The 12,906-nt window shown below is 58.1% G+C and carries 10 protein-coding genes and 1 pseudogene; 5 read left to right on the top strand and 6 right to left on the bottom strand.

The window, feature by feature from the left end:
- Positions 1-17: 17 nt before the first annotated feature.
- The gene (locus ACQ5BM_RS27260; RefSeq protein WP_429818073.1) at positions 18-869 is read right to left on the bottom strand and encodes a sugar phosphate isomerase/epimerase family protein; all 852 of its coding nucleotides are present in this window, start codon (positions 867-869) and stop codon (positions 18-20) included.
- 245 nt (positions 870-1,114) lie between these two features.
- On the opposite strand from ACQ5BM_RS27260, the gene ACQ5BM_RS27265 reads away from it, so the two are divergent.
- Positions 1,115-2,035 (top strand): LysR substrate-binding domain-containing protein, encoded by a 921-nt coding sequence (locus ACQ5BM_RS27265; RefSeq protein ID WP_429818075.1) that lies wholly within the window; start codon positions 1,115-1,117, stop codon positions 2,033-2,035.
- 68 nt (positions 2,036-2,103) lie between these two features.
- Here ACQ5BM_RS27265 and ACQ5BM_RS27270 read toward each other — a convergent pair whose 3' ends face one another.
- Together ACQ5BM_RS27270 and ACQ5BM_RS27275 are read right to left on the bottom strand one after the other, a co-directional pair.
- Positions 2,104-2,952, bottom strand: coding sequence for an alpha/beta fold hydrolase (locus ACQ5BM_RS27270; protein ID WP_429818077.1), 849 nt, complete (start codon positions 2,950-2,952; stop codon positions 2,104-2,106).
- On the bottom strand, positions 2,949-3,797 hold the full coding sequence (locus tag ACQ5BM_RS27275) for an NAD(P)-dependent oxidoreductase (protein ID WP_429818078.1): 849 nt from the start codon (positions 3,795-3,797) through the stop codon (positions 2,949-2,951). The genes ACQ5BM_RS27270 and ACQ5BM_RS27275 overlap by 4 nt, the downstream gene beginning before the upstream one ends.
- 523 nt (positions 3,798-4,320) lie before the next feature.
- Here ACQ5BM_RS27275 and ACQ5BM_RS27280 point away from each other — a divergent pair.
- The gene (locus tag ACQ5BM_RS27280; RefSeq protein ID WP_429818080.1) at positions 4,321-5,337 is read left to right on the top strand and encodes a TRAP transporter substrate-binding protein; all 1,017 of its coding nucleotides are present in this window, start codon (positions 4,321-4,323) and stop codon (positions 5,335-5,337) included.
- A gap of 9 nt (positions 5,338-5,346) precedes the next feature.
- The gene (locus tag ACQ5BM_RS27285; protein ID WP_429818082.1) at positions 5,347-7,212 is read left to right on the top strand and encodes a TRAP transporter large permease subunit; all 1,866 of its coding nucleotides are present in this window, start codon (positions 5,347-5,349) and stop codon (positions 7,210-7,212) included.
- A gap of 231 nt (positions 7,213-7,443) precedes the next feature.
- On the opposite strand, the gene ACQ5BM_RS27290 is transcribed toward ACQ5BM_RS27285, so the two are convergent.
- Positions 7,444-7,734 (bottom strand): hypothetical protein, encoded by a 291-nt coding sequence (locus ACQ5BM_RS27290; protein WP_429818084.1) that lies wholly within the window; start codon positions 7,732-7,734, stop codon positions 7,444-7,446.
- Between the two features lie 115 nt (positions 7,735-7,849).
- The gene (locus ACQ5BM_RS27295; RefSeq protein WP_429818086.1) at positions 7,850-8,008 is read right to left on the bottom strand and encodes a hypothetical protein; all 159 of its coding nucleotides are present in this window, start codon (positions 8,006-8,008) and stop codon (positions 7,850-7,852) included.
- Positions 8,009-8,761: 753 nt separating this feature from the next.
- Between ACQ5BM_RS27295 and ACQ5BM_RS27300 the strand changes: the two genes are divergently transcribed.
- Together ACQ5BM_RS27300 and ACQ5BM_RS27305 are read left to right on the top strand one after the other, a co-directional pair.
- On the top strand, positions 8,762-9,379 hold the full coding sequence (locus ACQ5BM_RS27300; RefSeq protein ID WP_429818088.1) for a hypothetical protein: 618 nt from the start codon (positions 8,762-8,764) through the stop codon (positions 9,377-9,379).
- Between the two features lie 45 nt (positions 9,380-9,424).
- A complete protein-coding gene (locus tag ACQ5BM_RS27305) occupies positions 9,425-11,413 on the top strand; it encodes an AAA family ATPase (protein WP_429818089.1) in 1,989 nt (662 codons plus the stop codon).
- A gap of 325 nt (positions 11,414-11,738) precedes the next feature.
- Here ACQ5BM_RS27305 and ACQ5BM_RS27310 read toward each other — a convergent pair.
- A pseudogene (locus ACQ5BM_RS27310) lies at positions 11,739-12,074 on the bottom strand (NUDIX domain-containing protein); the annotation flags it as partial.
- Positions 12,075-12,906: the final 832 nt, after the last annotated feature.

The following is a 12,906-nucleotide window of genomic DNA, read 5'->3' on the forward strand; positions in this document are numbered from 1 at the left end:
CTCCTCCAGACACTGCTTTATTGAGTTGTTCCGAGTGCTTTCCGTACGTTCTTCAATGAACGGGTGAGCACCTCTTCGATGGTTGCCAGCGGTACCGGGTCGTATCGGCGGACAGGCTGAGCATCGGCTCCGCGATGCAGGCGCAATGGCAACTCGATACTTATAGGGAAGCTTGCCAACGCGGCGATTGCACTTAGCAGGCGTGAGCAGCCAACCTCACCGTCGCCGATCGGTGTGAAGAACCACCCTTGCGCGGTCCGACGCACATCTTTGATGTGGGCGTGGGCAGATGCGGGAAGCGCCAGGATCGCGTCTTCTGCCAGTCGCTCCATATCGGGTCGATGGGAGGCAGTATTCGCGGCGTCGTAATTCAGCTTGAGGAACGGCGAAGCGAGACGCTCGACGAGTGCGACACCGTCCTTCGCGGTGTTGATGACGTTGTCGCTACCGTCGCCGGGGTTCTCGAGTGCGATGGTGATCTGAAGCGCTTCTGCGCGCCTTAAAAGGACGTCGATGTTGCGAAAGAACGACGCTTCCCGCGACCGCGCAGCTGCATTGGTCGCGATGACTTTCGCGCCGAGCGCGGCCGCAAATTCCATGCGACCTGTGAAAACCTCAACCGAATTCTCGAACCCGAGATCCATGTGTGACGAGAACGCGTGGCAGGATAGGCCGGCGGCAGTGATTGCTTTGAGCCAATCAGTCGCTTGTGACGAGGAAAAAGCCGTCTCGTCGAACGGCTCGGTGTATCCAACGATGAATGCGGGCTCAAAATGCGTGAAGCCGATCTTGGCAATGCTGTCCAACATCGCGCCCCGGCTGTGACCGTCATACGGAGCGCCCGACGCTGATATTATCCGGTCTGTCATGTATTCCTCCCTGTAGGGCAAAGACCTGAGGCCCTTCCTGGTCAGGGAAAATGTTGAATTATGCTTCTCCAAACAAGCGAATTCGATGTCCTGAATGATGAAGCAGATTCACCTTAATTGAAGATTGTGTTAAGGAGGCTCATGCAATGTGGGTCAAAACACTGAGGAACTGACGCAGTTTGGCCGGGCATACGTTGCCATCAACGGTGCCAGCCGGGCTAGATATATCTACGGGGGGAATTGATATGACCATGCGTGAGTTTCCTTCGCTGCGTTCCCTGCAGGTACTCGAGTCGGTTGCGCGCCTCGGGTCGTTTGGCAAAGCGGCGGAGGAGCTCAGCATCAGCCCGTCAGCTGTCAGCCATCAGATGGCCGCATTGGAGGCTGAGCTGGGAATTGCGCTGTTCCATCGATCAGGTCGCACAATCATGCTGACCGATGCTGGCCGGGTTTATGCAGAGGAAATCAGCGCATCGTTTCAGCGGATCGAGAGCGCCACACGCAATTTCACCAACAAAGGCAAGAGTGACATCCTGAACATCCATTCGGTGGTCAGTCTCGCGTCCCAATGGCTGATGCCGCGCCTCGCACGTTTCAGCGCCAAATATCCGGAGATTGACTTACGCCTGCACGCGTCGGGCGATCCGGCCGAGTTGCGGACCGGCACGGTGGACATCGATATCCGTTACGGAACGCAGCCCGCAGAGGTCGGCATCGCAGTTGAGCCGTTTCCTTCTGAACCGATCATCGCGCTCTGCGCCCCGGCACTTGTCGAAGGCGAAAACGGTATTCGTACGCCGGAGGACCTTGCCAGATTTCCGCTGATCCACTCAGAAGTAAATCTCTATCGCTGGCAGGATTGGGCGGATGACCATAGTGTGAAGCTGAACCTGGATCGCGGGCTTCGGTTCGACCGTTCGTTTATGTCAATCAATGCCGCTGCCGATGGTCTAGGGGTTTGCCTGGAGAGCCTCATGCTCGTTCACCAGGACCTGAAGAGCGGCAGGTTGGTCGCGCCGTTCGGGCTCGAAGGTGCGATGATCAATTGTCATAGCCTTGTCTATCTGCGTTCGCGGGCACGAACGCCCAAGATCGCCCTGTTTCGTCAGTGGATCGAAGATGCCCTGAAAGACGACGAGGATTCGCTGCGGCAGCGGAGCGAGTGATCGGGTAGCGGCATCGGTGGTGCGCGGCCGGAGGATGGCGCGCGCCACCGATACTAGGGAGCCCGAGGCTACTCGAAGAACTTCCTGAGTTCTTCAGCGATAAACTCAGGGGCCTCCTCGGCTACCCAGTGTCCGGAATTTGGAATGAGGCCACCCCGGACATTGTTCGCCACGCGTTCAAGCGACTCGAGGGTCTCCATCCCGCGGCCGAAGCCGCTGTCGCCGCCGAGAGCTAGCACTGGCATATCCAACTTCCCGCCCTCTGCGAGGAAAGCTTCATTGTCCTTCACGTCAGTCGGGAAGCCTCGGTAGTAGGCCAGAAGCGTGCGGAAGCCGCCTGGCTTGAGATACGTCCGAAAGTACTCGTTCTTGTCCTCCTGCGAGAGGACGTTGGTCCGGCTCCCGTAGTTGTCGAATAGCCACTCAAGGTAGATGTGTTCACGGCCCCCGAACATTGCCTCAGGCAGGTCAGGTGTTCGAAAGAAGGGATGATGCCAGCGGCGGCCACCTTGCGACATCTCGGCGCCATCTCCGGGGATAGTCACATCGAGAATAGCCAGTTTCTTTACGGCTTTGCGGTGCTGCGCGGTGAGGGCAAACGCGACGGGGCCACCCCAATCGTGTCCCACCAGGTGAAAGCTGTCGACTTTGAGATGCTCTGACAGCAACTCCCAGACGTCCGCTGCGACAGTCTTCTTGTCGTAACCGTGCATCGGACGCGAGGTGTCGCCGAGGCCACGCAGATCGGGAGCGATAATCGAGTATTTGTCTGCGAGGAATGGAATGACGTGCCGCCATTCGTGCGAACTCTGCGGGACGCCGTGCAGCAATACGAGCGGTTCGCCGGAGCCCGCAGTCAGATAGTGCATCGTGACTTCTGACAAGCGCGCGTAGTTGCTCTTGATCTCGGTGGTCATTTCTTTTCCTCCCTCTTTCCTGCGGTCATGTTTCGATATGCCCGAATTACCTGGCTGTCATCGGCCAGCCCTGCGCCTTGACCGGACGCAGCCAGAAAGAACTGGTGGGCGACCGATGCCAAAGGCAGCGCTGCTTTTGCCGAAGACCCGGCGGAAAGCACAATACCGAGGTCCTTTACGAAAATGTCGACAGCGCTGGTGACCTCCGGATCATTCTGAAGCATGCGCTGCCCCCGGTCGTTGAGCATCCAGCTGGCAGCGGCTGACCCGGACACGATCTCAAGCACGGTTGCCGTATCGAGCCCGGCCCTCTCGGCCAAGGCGAGTGCCTCAGCTGCGGCCGCCAGATGCACCCCGCACAACAACTGGTTCACGGCCTTGGCGACCGACGCCTGTCCTGGTCGTTCGCCGAGGAAATAGATTTTCGACCCAAGCACCTCGAAGAGATTGTGACATTCGTCGTAACTCGACCTGTCGCCAGCCACCATGATGGAAAGCGACGCCTTGCGTGCCCCGGCGACGCCGCCCGATACAGGAGCATCCAGGAAACGGCGGCCCTGAGCGTTCACATCCCTTGCCAATGCTTCGACATCACCAGGGGGGCACGTCGACATTAGCACGACGATGCAGTCTTCGGCCGAGTTGGCCAGCGCGCCTCCTTCAAACAGCGCTTGATGTGCTTGGGCGATGTTCACGACCATCAACATCAGCACACCAACGCCAGCGGCTGCGTCGACAGCGCTCGAAAAGGATCTCCCGCCGTTCTCCCCAAAACTCGTCCGTGCGTTTTCTGAAATATCGAAGCCCTTCACGGCGAACCCATCTCTCGAAAGATGGGACGCCATGGGTAACCCCATGGATCCCAGTCCGATAAATCCGATCGACGGTCTGCTCTGCTGGCTCGCTGGGCTGAGACTCGGTTCTAAAGCTTGGTGCACCTCAGGTTTCCTCCGGAATGCGCGTGCAACTCGGCCGAACCCTGAACGAAAACAGGGCTGACCTCCAACTGAGCGGTTACCATGCCGCTCACCGCCATTTCAAAAGAGATCGTTCCGCGGACATGTGATCTGAATTCATGTGCTGATGCCTTCGAGGAGCATATTCTGCGGTTTTCCTCGATGTTGGGCGATTGTTGCCTGAGTTCAGCTCATCAATTGTGCGCACCATTTCATTTGTGGAATGACTGGCTAAGCGCCTAGTTTGCATCAAGCCGTGAAGGAGGAGAGGTTCCGCGTTAGACGGAACGCTTTGCTCATCTTGTGATCAAGCACGGCCGCACCGCAGTGGGTTTCCGAGGAGAAGGCGCTTGACGCTGGAAGGCCCTGGGGTGCTTCAGGATCGATCAATGCGGGTTTTGAGGAGGAACCAATGATTAGCATCAGCCGGCGTACATTTATTGCAAGTTCTGTTGCGCTTTCGGCAGCTATGGCTGCCCCACGCATTTTGCGCGCCAACACACCAGAGTTCTCGCTCAAATTTGCCAACATCATGCCCGTTGACCATCCGCTCAACACCAGGATGAACGAGGCTTCCAAGAAGATCAGCGAACGGACCGACGGTCGCGTCAACATCCAGGTCTTCCCGGCCAGTCAGCTTGGAACGGACGCCGATATGCTCAGCCAGCTTCGCTCCGGTGCCTTGGACTTCCTGGCGCAAACGGGGCTGATCGCGGCGACCCTCGTTCCCGCAGCCGCCATCACCGGCGTAGGTTTTGCCTTCCATGACTACAGTCAGGTTTGGAAAGCGGTGGACGGCGATCTCGGCCGCAACATCCGCGGCGCCTTCGAGCAGGTCAACCTTGTTGCCTTCGAAAAGATGTGGGACAACGGTTTCCGCCAGACGACGTCGCTCGCTCAACCGATCAAGTCGCCCGAAGACCTCAAGGGCTTTAAGATCCGTGTCCCGCCTGCACCCCTCTGGACCTCCCTTTTCAAGTCTCTCGGCGCTGCGCCGACGTCGATCCCCTGGGGCGAGACGTATTCCGCTCTGCAGACACACGTAGCTGACGGCCTGGAAAACCCGCTCGCCGGCATCTATTTCGCGAAGATGTATGAGGTTCAGAAGTACCTGTCGCGCACCAATCACATGTGGGACGGCTTCTGGATTCTGGCAAACCGCGACAACTTCGAGATGCTCCCCGAGGATTTGCGCGACATCGTGGTGAACGAGATCAACGCGTCGGCCCTCACGCAGCGCGCGGATGTCGAGAAGCTGAATTCGGAACTCCAGACAGAGCTGACGAACAAGGGGCTCGAGTTCATCGACGTGGATATCGCGCAGTTCCGCGCTACGCTTCAGAACTCTTCGTTCTACGCCGACTGGAAGGAACGTTTCGGCGAAGAAGCCTGGTCGGTGCTGGAAGCCACCTCCGGCAAGCTGATCTGAGGCGCCACGATGACCACATCTGCGAACATGAGCCACCCGGTGGCCGGGTCATGGCCGGTGCTGACCAGAATCGAGACGGGTATTGTTCGCGTCGTCGAGTGGGCGGCGGCAGCCTTGGTTGTTGTCGAGGTTGGCGTGCTTTCGGCGGGCGTCGCAGCCCGCTACGTATGGGGCGAGCCGCTTGTCTGGTCCGACGAGCTTGCATCCATGCTTTTCCTATGGCTCTCGATGATGGGCGCGGTCCTTGCCTTTCATCGAGGCCAGCACATGAGAATGGGTGCCATCGCCGACGCGATGGCACCTGCCACCCGCGCCAGGCTTGAGGTGGCCGCACTGGTATTTTGCCTCGCAGTCTGCGTATTGCTGCTGCCCAAGGCTACGACCTACGCCCTCCACGAAATCCCGGTCGTGACACCTGCGATGGAGATTTCCGTTGCATGGCGATCCTTCGGTTTGCCGATCGGCCTCGGATTGATGGTCCTCTTGGGTGTCATGGATGCGGTCCGGCGCATAAAGCTCACGGACTTTGTCGTGGGGGTGCTGATCGCCGTGTGCATCATCGGGCTGGCACTAGCTGCGAAGCCTCTGATCCTCGCGATGGGTAACTGGAACCTGATCCTCTTCTTTGTCGTCTTCATCGGACTGGGCGTTCTCAGTGGAGTGCCGATTGCGTTCGTTTTCGCTCTGGCGGCGATCAGCTATGTCGCACTTGGCACGAGCCGACCGCTCACAGTCATCGCCGGTCGCCTAGATGAAGGGATGTCGCATCTGCTCCTCCTTGCGGTCCCGCTCTTCGTACTGCTCGGGATGCTTATGGAGGTGACAGGTATGGCGCGGGCCATGGTGAACTTCCTTGCGTCGCTCCTCGGGCATGTCCGGGGCGGGCTCTGCTACGTCCTCGTGGCGGCAATGTACCTCGTCTCCGGCATTTCCGGTTCGAAGACAGCCGACATGGCCGCCGTAGCACCGGCCTTGTTTCCGGAGATGAAGGCAAGAGGCTCTAAGCCCGGCGACCTCGTCGCCCTGCTTGCCGCCACCGGCGCACAGACCGAAACCATTCCGCCGAGCCTGGTTTTGATTACGATCGGTTCCGTGACGAGCGTTTCGATCTCGGCGCTGTTCATTGGCGGGTTGCTGCCTGCACTGGTGTGCGGCCTGATGCTGTGCGTGGTCGTATGGTGGCGCTACCGAAACGAGGACATGTCCGGCTTCCGCAAAGCCCCGCGTAAGGAAATCTTCCGCGCCTTCCTGATCTCGTTTCCGGCGCTCGCCCTGCCGTTTATCATCCGCACTGCGGTGGTGGAGGGCGTGGCTACCGCGACAGAAGTGTCGACTATTGGCATCGCATACTCGGTCCTGGTAGGGCTGCTGATCTACAGGCAGTTCGATTTGAAGCGTGTTGGCCCAATGTTGATCGACACCGCGGTGCTATCGGGCGCAATCCTGTTCATCATCGCTGCTGCCACAGCGGTGGCATGGTGCCTGACGCAGTCCGGCTTCTCGCGTGGCCTGGTTGAGGCCATGGGTAGCCTTCCCGGAGGCGCTCCGATGTTCATGTTCGTGTCCATCATCGCGTTCATCATCCTGGGAAGCGTGCTTGAGGGCATTCCAGCGATCGTGCTCTTCGCTCCGTTGGTATTCCCGATCGCCAAGGGACTGGGTATCCACGATGTCCACTATTCGATGGTCGTTATCCTGGCGATGGGCGTCGGCCTTTTCCTTCCACCGTTCGGCGTTGGATACTACGCGGCGTGCGCGATTGGCCGAGTCAATCCGGCGGAGGGTATTAAGCCTCTGTGGGGATACATGGTGGCCTTGGTGCTCGGATTGGGGCTGGTGGCCATGGTGCCTTGGATATCGATCGGGTTCCTCTAAAATTTGAAAACTGCTCTGGCCGTCCGAAGGGGGTGGCCAGAGCATTTCCTTGTAGTTTCGAAGGCCTGGGTATTCGTGGGTAGCGCGAAGGCCGAAACTCTCTGACGCTGCCTACTTACGGCGGCGCTTTTGTCGACTGGCCGCTAGCTCTTCGAGGACCTCGAGACAGCGAGCCAAACCGCGCGTGTGGGACTCATCTTGGGCAGTCGTCAGTGGGATTTGGAACTAGCACTACACGTGATCGAGCGCGCGTATTCTTCCGGAATTCTCGAACTCGACCGACCGGGGGAGCAGGTACAGAACGCAGCAGCCGTTTTGATACCGAACACAGAGGTCGGCGTAGTGGCGATGGATCTTGCCGTTCCGACGATAGTCGAACGGCCCTACTTGCACGCGGACAGCCACGACATCGTGGCGGGCCATGAAAATCTCCATCGCGCCTGCTTCGAGATCGCTCTCAAGCCGATGGGCGGCGTCCGTCCCATGCTCGCGTAGCGTGGGACGGTTGGATACGATGCTCATCCGTTCTTCGACGGGCTTCCTGTTCGGGGTGTTTCGGAGGGCAATGTTGCGGTCGGATTCCAGAATGGTGACCTGCTGACGCCACTCGATGGCCTCGACATCCGCCGCTTCTTCCTTACTGGCGTATTTCCCAACTTCCTGGCTTGGGTTCGACGTGAGTGGGGCGAACTTTCGGGACAGTCGCGAAATGGGTCTCCTGCTTGTAGGGCATGGAGATCATGTCGATGCCTTTGCGACGCTCGTGGATCGTTCGCACGATAAACTCGGGGGTCATGGCTCATCCTTCCCGCGTGCAGGGCACGCGCGCTAGTGCTCGTCATGTGGAAGTGGGCAGGCCCGATGCCTGATGACTACGCGGCCATGCGTATTATGTGGCGCGCCATTGACGAGTTATGGAGGGCGAGGCTCTCACCCGCGGGAAGGGTGATCAACGATCGTGGCCACGCGTGCGGCTCAGCAAGGCCGAATCGACAGCCTTGGCGCTGTTTCGGAACAATGGAGGAAGTTTTCGTCATTCTACCAAACCCCAGGTGTTGGTGGTCCACTGGGCTGCCGCAAGCTAGTAGTCGCGGCGGGTAGGCGCGCGTCTACAGAGGCTAAATCGGCAGCTGTTTACTTGTCTTCTGTATGTTGCCGGTGTGCATTTGTTGGTCCATTCCTGATAGAGCCGAGCAAGGTAATTGTTTATCTCCGGCGGAGAGTTGTAGAATAATTCCAATTTATACGTATAGGTCCCCGCCGGAATTGTCCTTCCGCAGGCTGAGTTATTCAGCTGGCTCGCGAGTGTATTTTAGGAAAGAAACATATAATATCGTAGCCTTCGGTTTTCAAGTAAAAAATGAAGTGATTGCACCAAATAATAACTGATATCAGAAATTAGGTGCTATCATGAAATATTGACACAGGGCACGTAATCCATTACTTTTTGAGACATGTTGTACATTTCGCGCCTGATAACCCGAATACGTTGATATGTTTTCCCGTTTTTACGGGAGAAAGTCGATGCGTATTTGAATTCGAGGTTGTCATGAGCTCCGAAATCGTTCGTGGAGCGCTTGCTGCTGCCAAGGCGAAAGCAACGTTCCGAATCTATTCTCCCACATGCACGGTAAAATGTGACGGGTTGCCGATGTTCCGTTCTCAGACAGCACGCGACTTGGCGTGCCTGCTGGACATCAACCCCTCGGTTGTCACATGGATTTGCATGCCGCAGGCAATCGTCGTCGGCGACCAACCGTTCGTGGCTGATTTCCTCGCTCAAAATGAAGACGGCGAACGCTGGCTCTTCGATGCTCCCGACAGGCGGTCTGACGAACGCTACGGAGGCATTGCCGAGGCCGCGCGTGAGAACTCGCTGCGCTACCGAAAAGTGCTGCCGGACGAACTTTACGATGGGCATCGCTTGCGCAATGCCAAGGACTTGCTGCGATACGGAAACCACCAGCCGGCTCTTGGAGACAGGATTCGGCTTTTGGCCGCGCTCGACGAACAGGGCTCGCTTACAGTCTCCGACGCTCTCAACACGATCCGGGAAAGTAACCCGGTGGCATCCCTTGCATCGATGATCCTGCACGGGTTCCTCGAGGTGGATCTCGATTCCGCGCCGATCGGTCCCGAAACGGTGGTGAGACGAATACGTCGCTAACGGCGTCTGAACCGTCTTTTCCCACTAGATTCCGAGGATTTTACGATGTTGAAGAACAGGAAGCCAAACACCTCCCGCTGGCTAACCGCAGGCCAGTCAATCACCAATCTGCCGATCGTAGTCGCCGGGTGCGCGATGCAGAGCATGACTAACCAGCTTCTCAAGGGATCGGCCGAGCCTTGCGTTGTCGTGGCGATTGTTCCCGAGTATTCCCATGCGATGCTCTACAAAGAGGCCGCCTCCGGGCTCCTGGAGTGTGCTGGGTTGCTGAAACCCAACGGGCGGTTTGATGTCGAAATTCTTCCGGATACGTCAAGGGGGATTGGGCAGCTCATCAGCACCATCGAGGATTGCCACAGCGTGTTTTTTATCGCTACGGACGAGGCAGCGATCACGCCGGAAGTCAACCTCTTGGTCGACGTCGTTGAAACCCTTGCCACACCCCAACCTCAAGATTACCTCGCTGCAGGCAAAGTCCTTGCCCTGCCAGAAATGACCGAAGAGGCTGCAACCTTCCTGGCTAGCCAAAACCTCGGTCGCGTCAGGCTTGCCAGCCGTAGTGGACGCCCTCTGGCACAAATCTTGGAAAGGCTGAAGGAATCCCCTGACCCGAGCGCATCGAAAACTCAAATCCAAACAAAGGGTCCGATGTTGCAAGACATGGCTGGGTACGGAGATGCCCAAACCTGGGGTCTGCGGCTCGCCGCTGATCTGGCGGCCTGGAAGAGAAATGAGATTGGGTGGTGTGATGTCGATCGTGGCATTCTACTTGAGGGACCACCCGGTTGCGGCAAGACGAGCTTTGCGCGCGCGTTGGCCAACACTTGCGGCGTTGAGCTTGTTCCCGCCTCGTTCGCTCAATGGCAAGCGTGTGGGCACCTTGGGGACTTCCTCGAAGCCATGCGGAAGAGCTTCGAATTGGCCAGGAAGAAGAAACCTTGCATCCTGTTTCTGGACGAATTGGACTCGTTCAGTACGAGACGTCCAAAATCGGCGTCGGACAACGCGGACTACCAACGGCAGGCTATCAACGGATTGCTGGAGCGGCTCGACCCCGTGGGTGGGCGCGAGGGTGTGGTTGTCGTAGGGGCTACCAACGACGCTTCGATCATCGATCCCGCGATCGTGAGACCAGGACGCCTTGAGCGGATCATTCGCATCGAGTTGCCCGATGCCGATAGCCGGCGTGCAATTCTGTTGGGCTATCTGGAGAACTGCGAGCCAGGGTCGTTGGAGGAGTTCGTAGCGTCGACCTCCGGGTGGACAGGAGCGCAGATCGAGAAGTTTGCGAGAGACATCCGTCGCATGGCCCGACATGAAGGGAGGCCTGTCGGCAAATCGGATATCGAAGCGCTCCTGCCGAAGCGGCTCATGCTGACTTCCGACAAGAAGCACCGTCTCGCCGTTCATGAGGCTGGACATGCGATTGTCGCCGTTGCTCTCGGCAAGAGCGTCCAAAAGGTCCGCATCACCGATCATGTTCTCGAAGGCTACGAAGGTCCGATCGGCGAGACGGTTTTCGCGAGCGACAGCAACCAGTTCCAGCGCGCGGAAGACTTCCAGAATTCAATCACCGTGATGCTAGGTGGAATTGCTGCCGAGAGATTGCTTCTCGGCGATCACGCATCGGGAGCAGGCGGGCAACATAGTTCCGACTTGGTCCGCGCTACGGACCTCGCTACCCTCATGGAGAGGTATTTTGCCTACGGGGACTCCCTCGAAACCGATTTGGGGACAGGGGATCGCCCTTTAGAGTGGCTTCGTCTTTCTGATCCGGATTTGCGGATCAAGGTGGAGTTGCGACTTCGAGCCGGAATGGAGCGCGCCACGGCCGTGTTATCAGACGCACGTGGGCCGCTGGAGGCCTTGGTGGTCGACCTCGTGTCAAACCACGTTGCCAGTGGTGAAACCGTGGTGCAGCTACTGGCGAAAGGTAACCAGAGAAGGACAAGCGCTCGCAGGCAACGATCTGTCAACAGGCGGCCGCGCGCCGGAAGATCCGATCAGGCAACTGACCGCGGGTGTTCGCCGTGAAGCTCTTTCAACGACACGTTTCGGCGACCGGGCAATTCATTTGCTGCGAGGTCAGAGACGACCCCAATGAGGCCGCTGAGGCCTCATTGGGGTCCGCGTTGGACGAGATCGGCTTCAAACCACTCGGTCGGAGAATCTTCATCCGGCCAAGCGTCACGAGCAATACGTTAAAGATCCGACCACGCGCACGCGAGGATCGAAACAAGTAGGATGAGGAGCGAGCCTGCGCGCTGACGACTATCTCGGTTCGGTGACGTTGGCCATTGCCAGGCTGTCATAGGCCGCCGACGTCACGAGCCGCCTGGTTCTCACACTGCTAAGGCCCCTACATAGTGGCCCCTAAGGCGTAGCCCGTGTCGTGGCTTTTAAAACGTTCACTCAGAACTTCACTGAGCAGGTAGCCAAGGGCGGGGTGCCCGACAAGGAACGGTGCTGCGGACGAGTGCACCCATTGCAGTCGTCGAACGCCTCGTTCCGGGTAGAGAACCGTAGTCGAGACCACGGCAACCAAGTGCAGTTGGACCCGGTACAGCGAAGCACTCCCATCCTTCGTGTACGCAAACGCACCGATCGGATCCAGCATCGGCACACCTACTACGCCGGCTTCGTCAAATGCCTCTCTTGCCGCTGCCACCGCTGAGGTTTCGCCGGCCTCTAAATGACCTTTGGGAACACCTCACAGCCCGCTGCTGCGGCCCGAAATTAGCAGGACTTTGTAGTCGCCAGGATTGCGTACTTTGCGATAGCAGATCGCCCCGGCCTGTTCGACCTGCGGTGAGGACTTCAAAAGCCAAGCGTAAGGGCTTCGGTGACTACAAATTTCTGTGAGCGGAGCCCCTGTCGGAGTCATAAGTCTCGAGGTCATTCTAGTCGGGTTGCCGACAGTGCTAGTGTCGGGCGGCCTTCCGAATCGTAGGAGAAGTTATCGAAAAGGTTGCGCTTTTGGGGTCTGGAATAATCCATTTCACATCCCACGACCCAGCCAGCTTCATTTCCCTAATGGAAGACCTCGCTTTCGATGCGAGTTCCTGAATTTTCCCGCTGCAAATTTCTCTGAGGTTCGGGCCCGTTGAAAACGAGAGACCTCTTTCAGACGGCCCCCGCCCCGGGGTGAGGCAGGTAATCGACGTTGTGCGTCAAAACGGGTCTGCTTATAGACCATGTATTCGCTAATTTAGGGGATGTGCAAAGTTGAGCCTCTTCCCGCGAAAAGTGCTCCAGCCACACCTCCTAATTGTGCCGGCAGCCGGAAGCAACGCCGACGCGGAGTCTTTCATTTGTGTTGAGGAGAATGGACCCAGCCGTAACCGTTTGGGAACCCGAGGTGGGACGTCGCGTCGTAGAAAATTGCAGACCTCGACCATTGATGTCGCGTCGATTGGGCGAGGGGAATTGGTGCCAGCAGGTCAATCAGAGGTGGCAGTGTGGAGTGCTGACCGTGGCCGACAGTTGCCAGAGTCACACTAGCCCGGAGAACAACCTCTCGTAGACCA

The sequence above is a fragment of the Ensifer sp. B1-9 genome (assembly GCF_050474445.1).
Lineage (GTDB): Bacteria > Pseudomonadota > Alphaproteobacteria > Rhizobiales > Rhizobiaceae > Ensifer.

Coding starts and splice junctions, on each gene's coding strand:
- ACQ5BM_RS27260 (WP_429818073.1), bottom strand. CDS start 869: ATGACAGACCGGATAATATCAGCGTCGGGCGCTCCGTATGACGGTCAC.
- ACQ5BM_RS27265 (WP_429818075.1), top strand. CDS start 1,115: ATGACCATGCGTGAGTTTCCTTCGCTGCGTTCCCTGCAGGTACTCGAG.
- ACQ5BM_RS27270 (WP_429818077.1), bottom strand. CDS start 2,952: ATGACCACCGAGATCAAGAGCAACTACGCGCGCTTGTCAGAAGTCACG.
- ACQ5BM_RS27275 (WP_429818078.1), bottom strand. CDS start 3,797: ATGGCGTCCCATCTTTCGAGAGATGGGTTCGCCGTGAAGGGCTTCGAT.
- ACQ5BM_RS27280 (WP_429818080.1), top strand. CDS start 4,321: ATGATTAGCATCAGCCGGCGTACATTTATTGCAAGTTCTGTTGCGCTT.
- ACQ5BM_RS27285 (WP_429818082.1), top strand. CDS start 5,347: ATGACCACATCTGCGAACATGAGCCACCCGGTGGCCGGGTCATGGCCG.
- ACQ5BM_RS27290 (WP_429818084.1), bottom strand. CDS start 7,734: ATGAGCATCGTATCCAACCGTCCCACGCTACGCGAGCATGGGACGGAC.
- ACQ5BM_RS27295 (WP_429818086.1), bottom strand. CDS start 8,008: ATGACCCCCGAGTTTATCGTGCGAACGATCCACGAGCGTCGCAAAGGC.
- ACQ5BM_RS27300 (WP_429818088.1), top strand. CDS start 8,762: ATGAGCTCCGAAATCGTTCGTGGAGCGCTTGCTGCTGCCAAGGCGAAA.
- ACQ5BM_RS27305 (WP_429818089.1), top strand. CDS start 9,425: ATGTTGAAGAACAGGAAGCCAAACACCTCCCGCTGGCTAACCGCAGGC.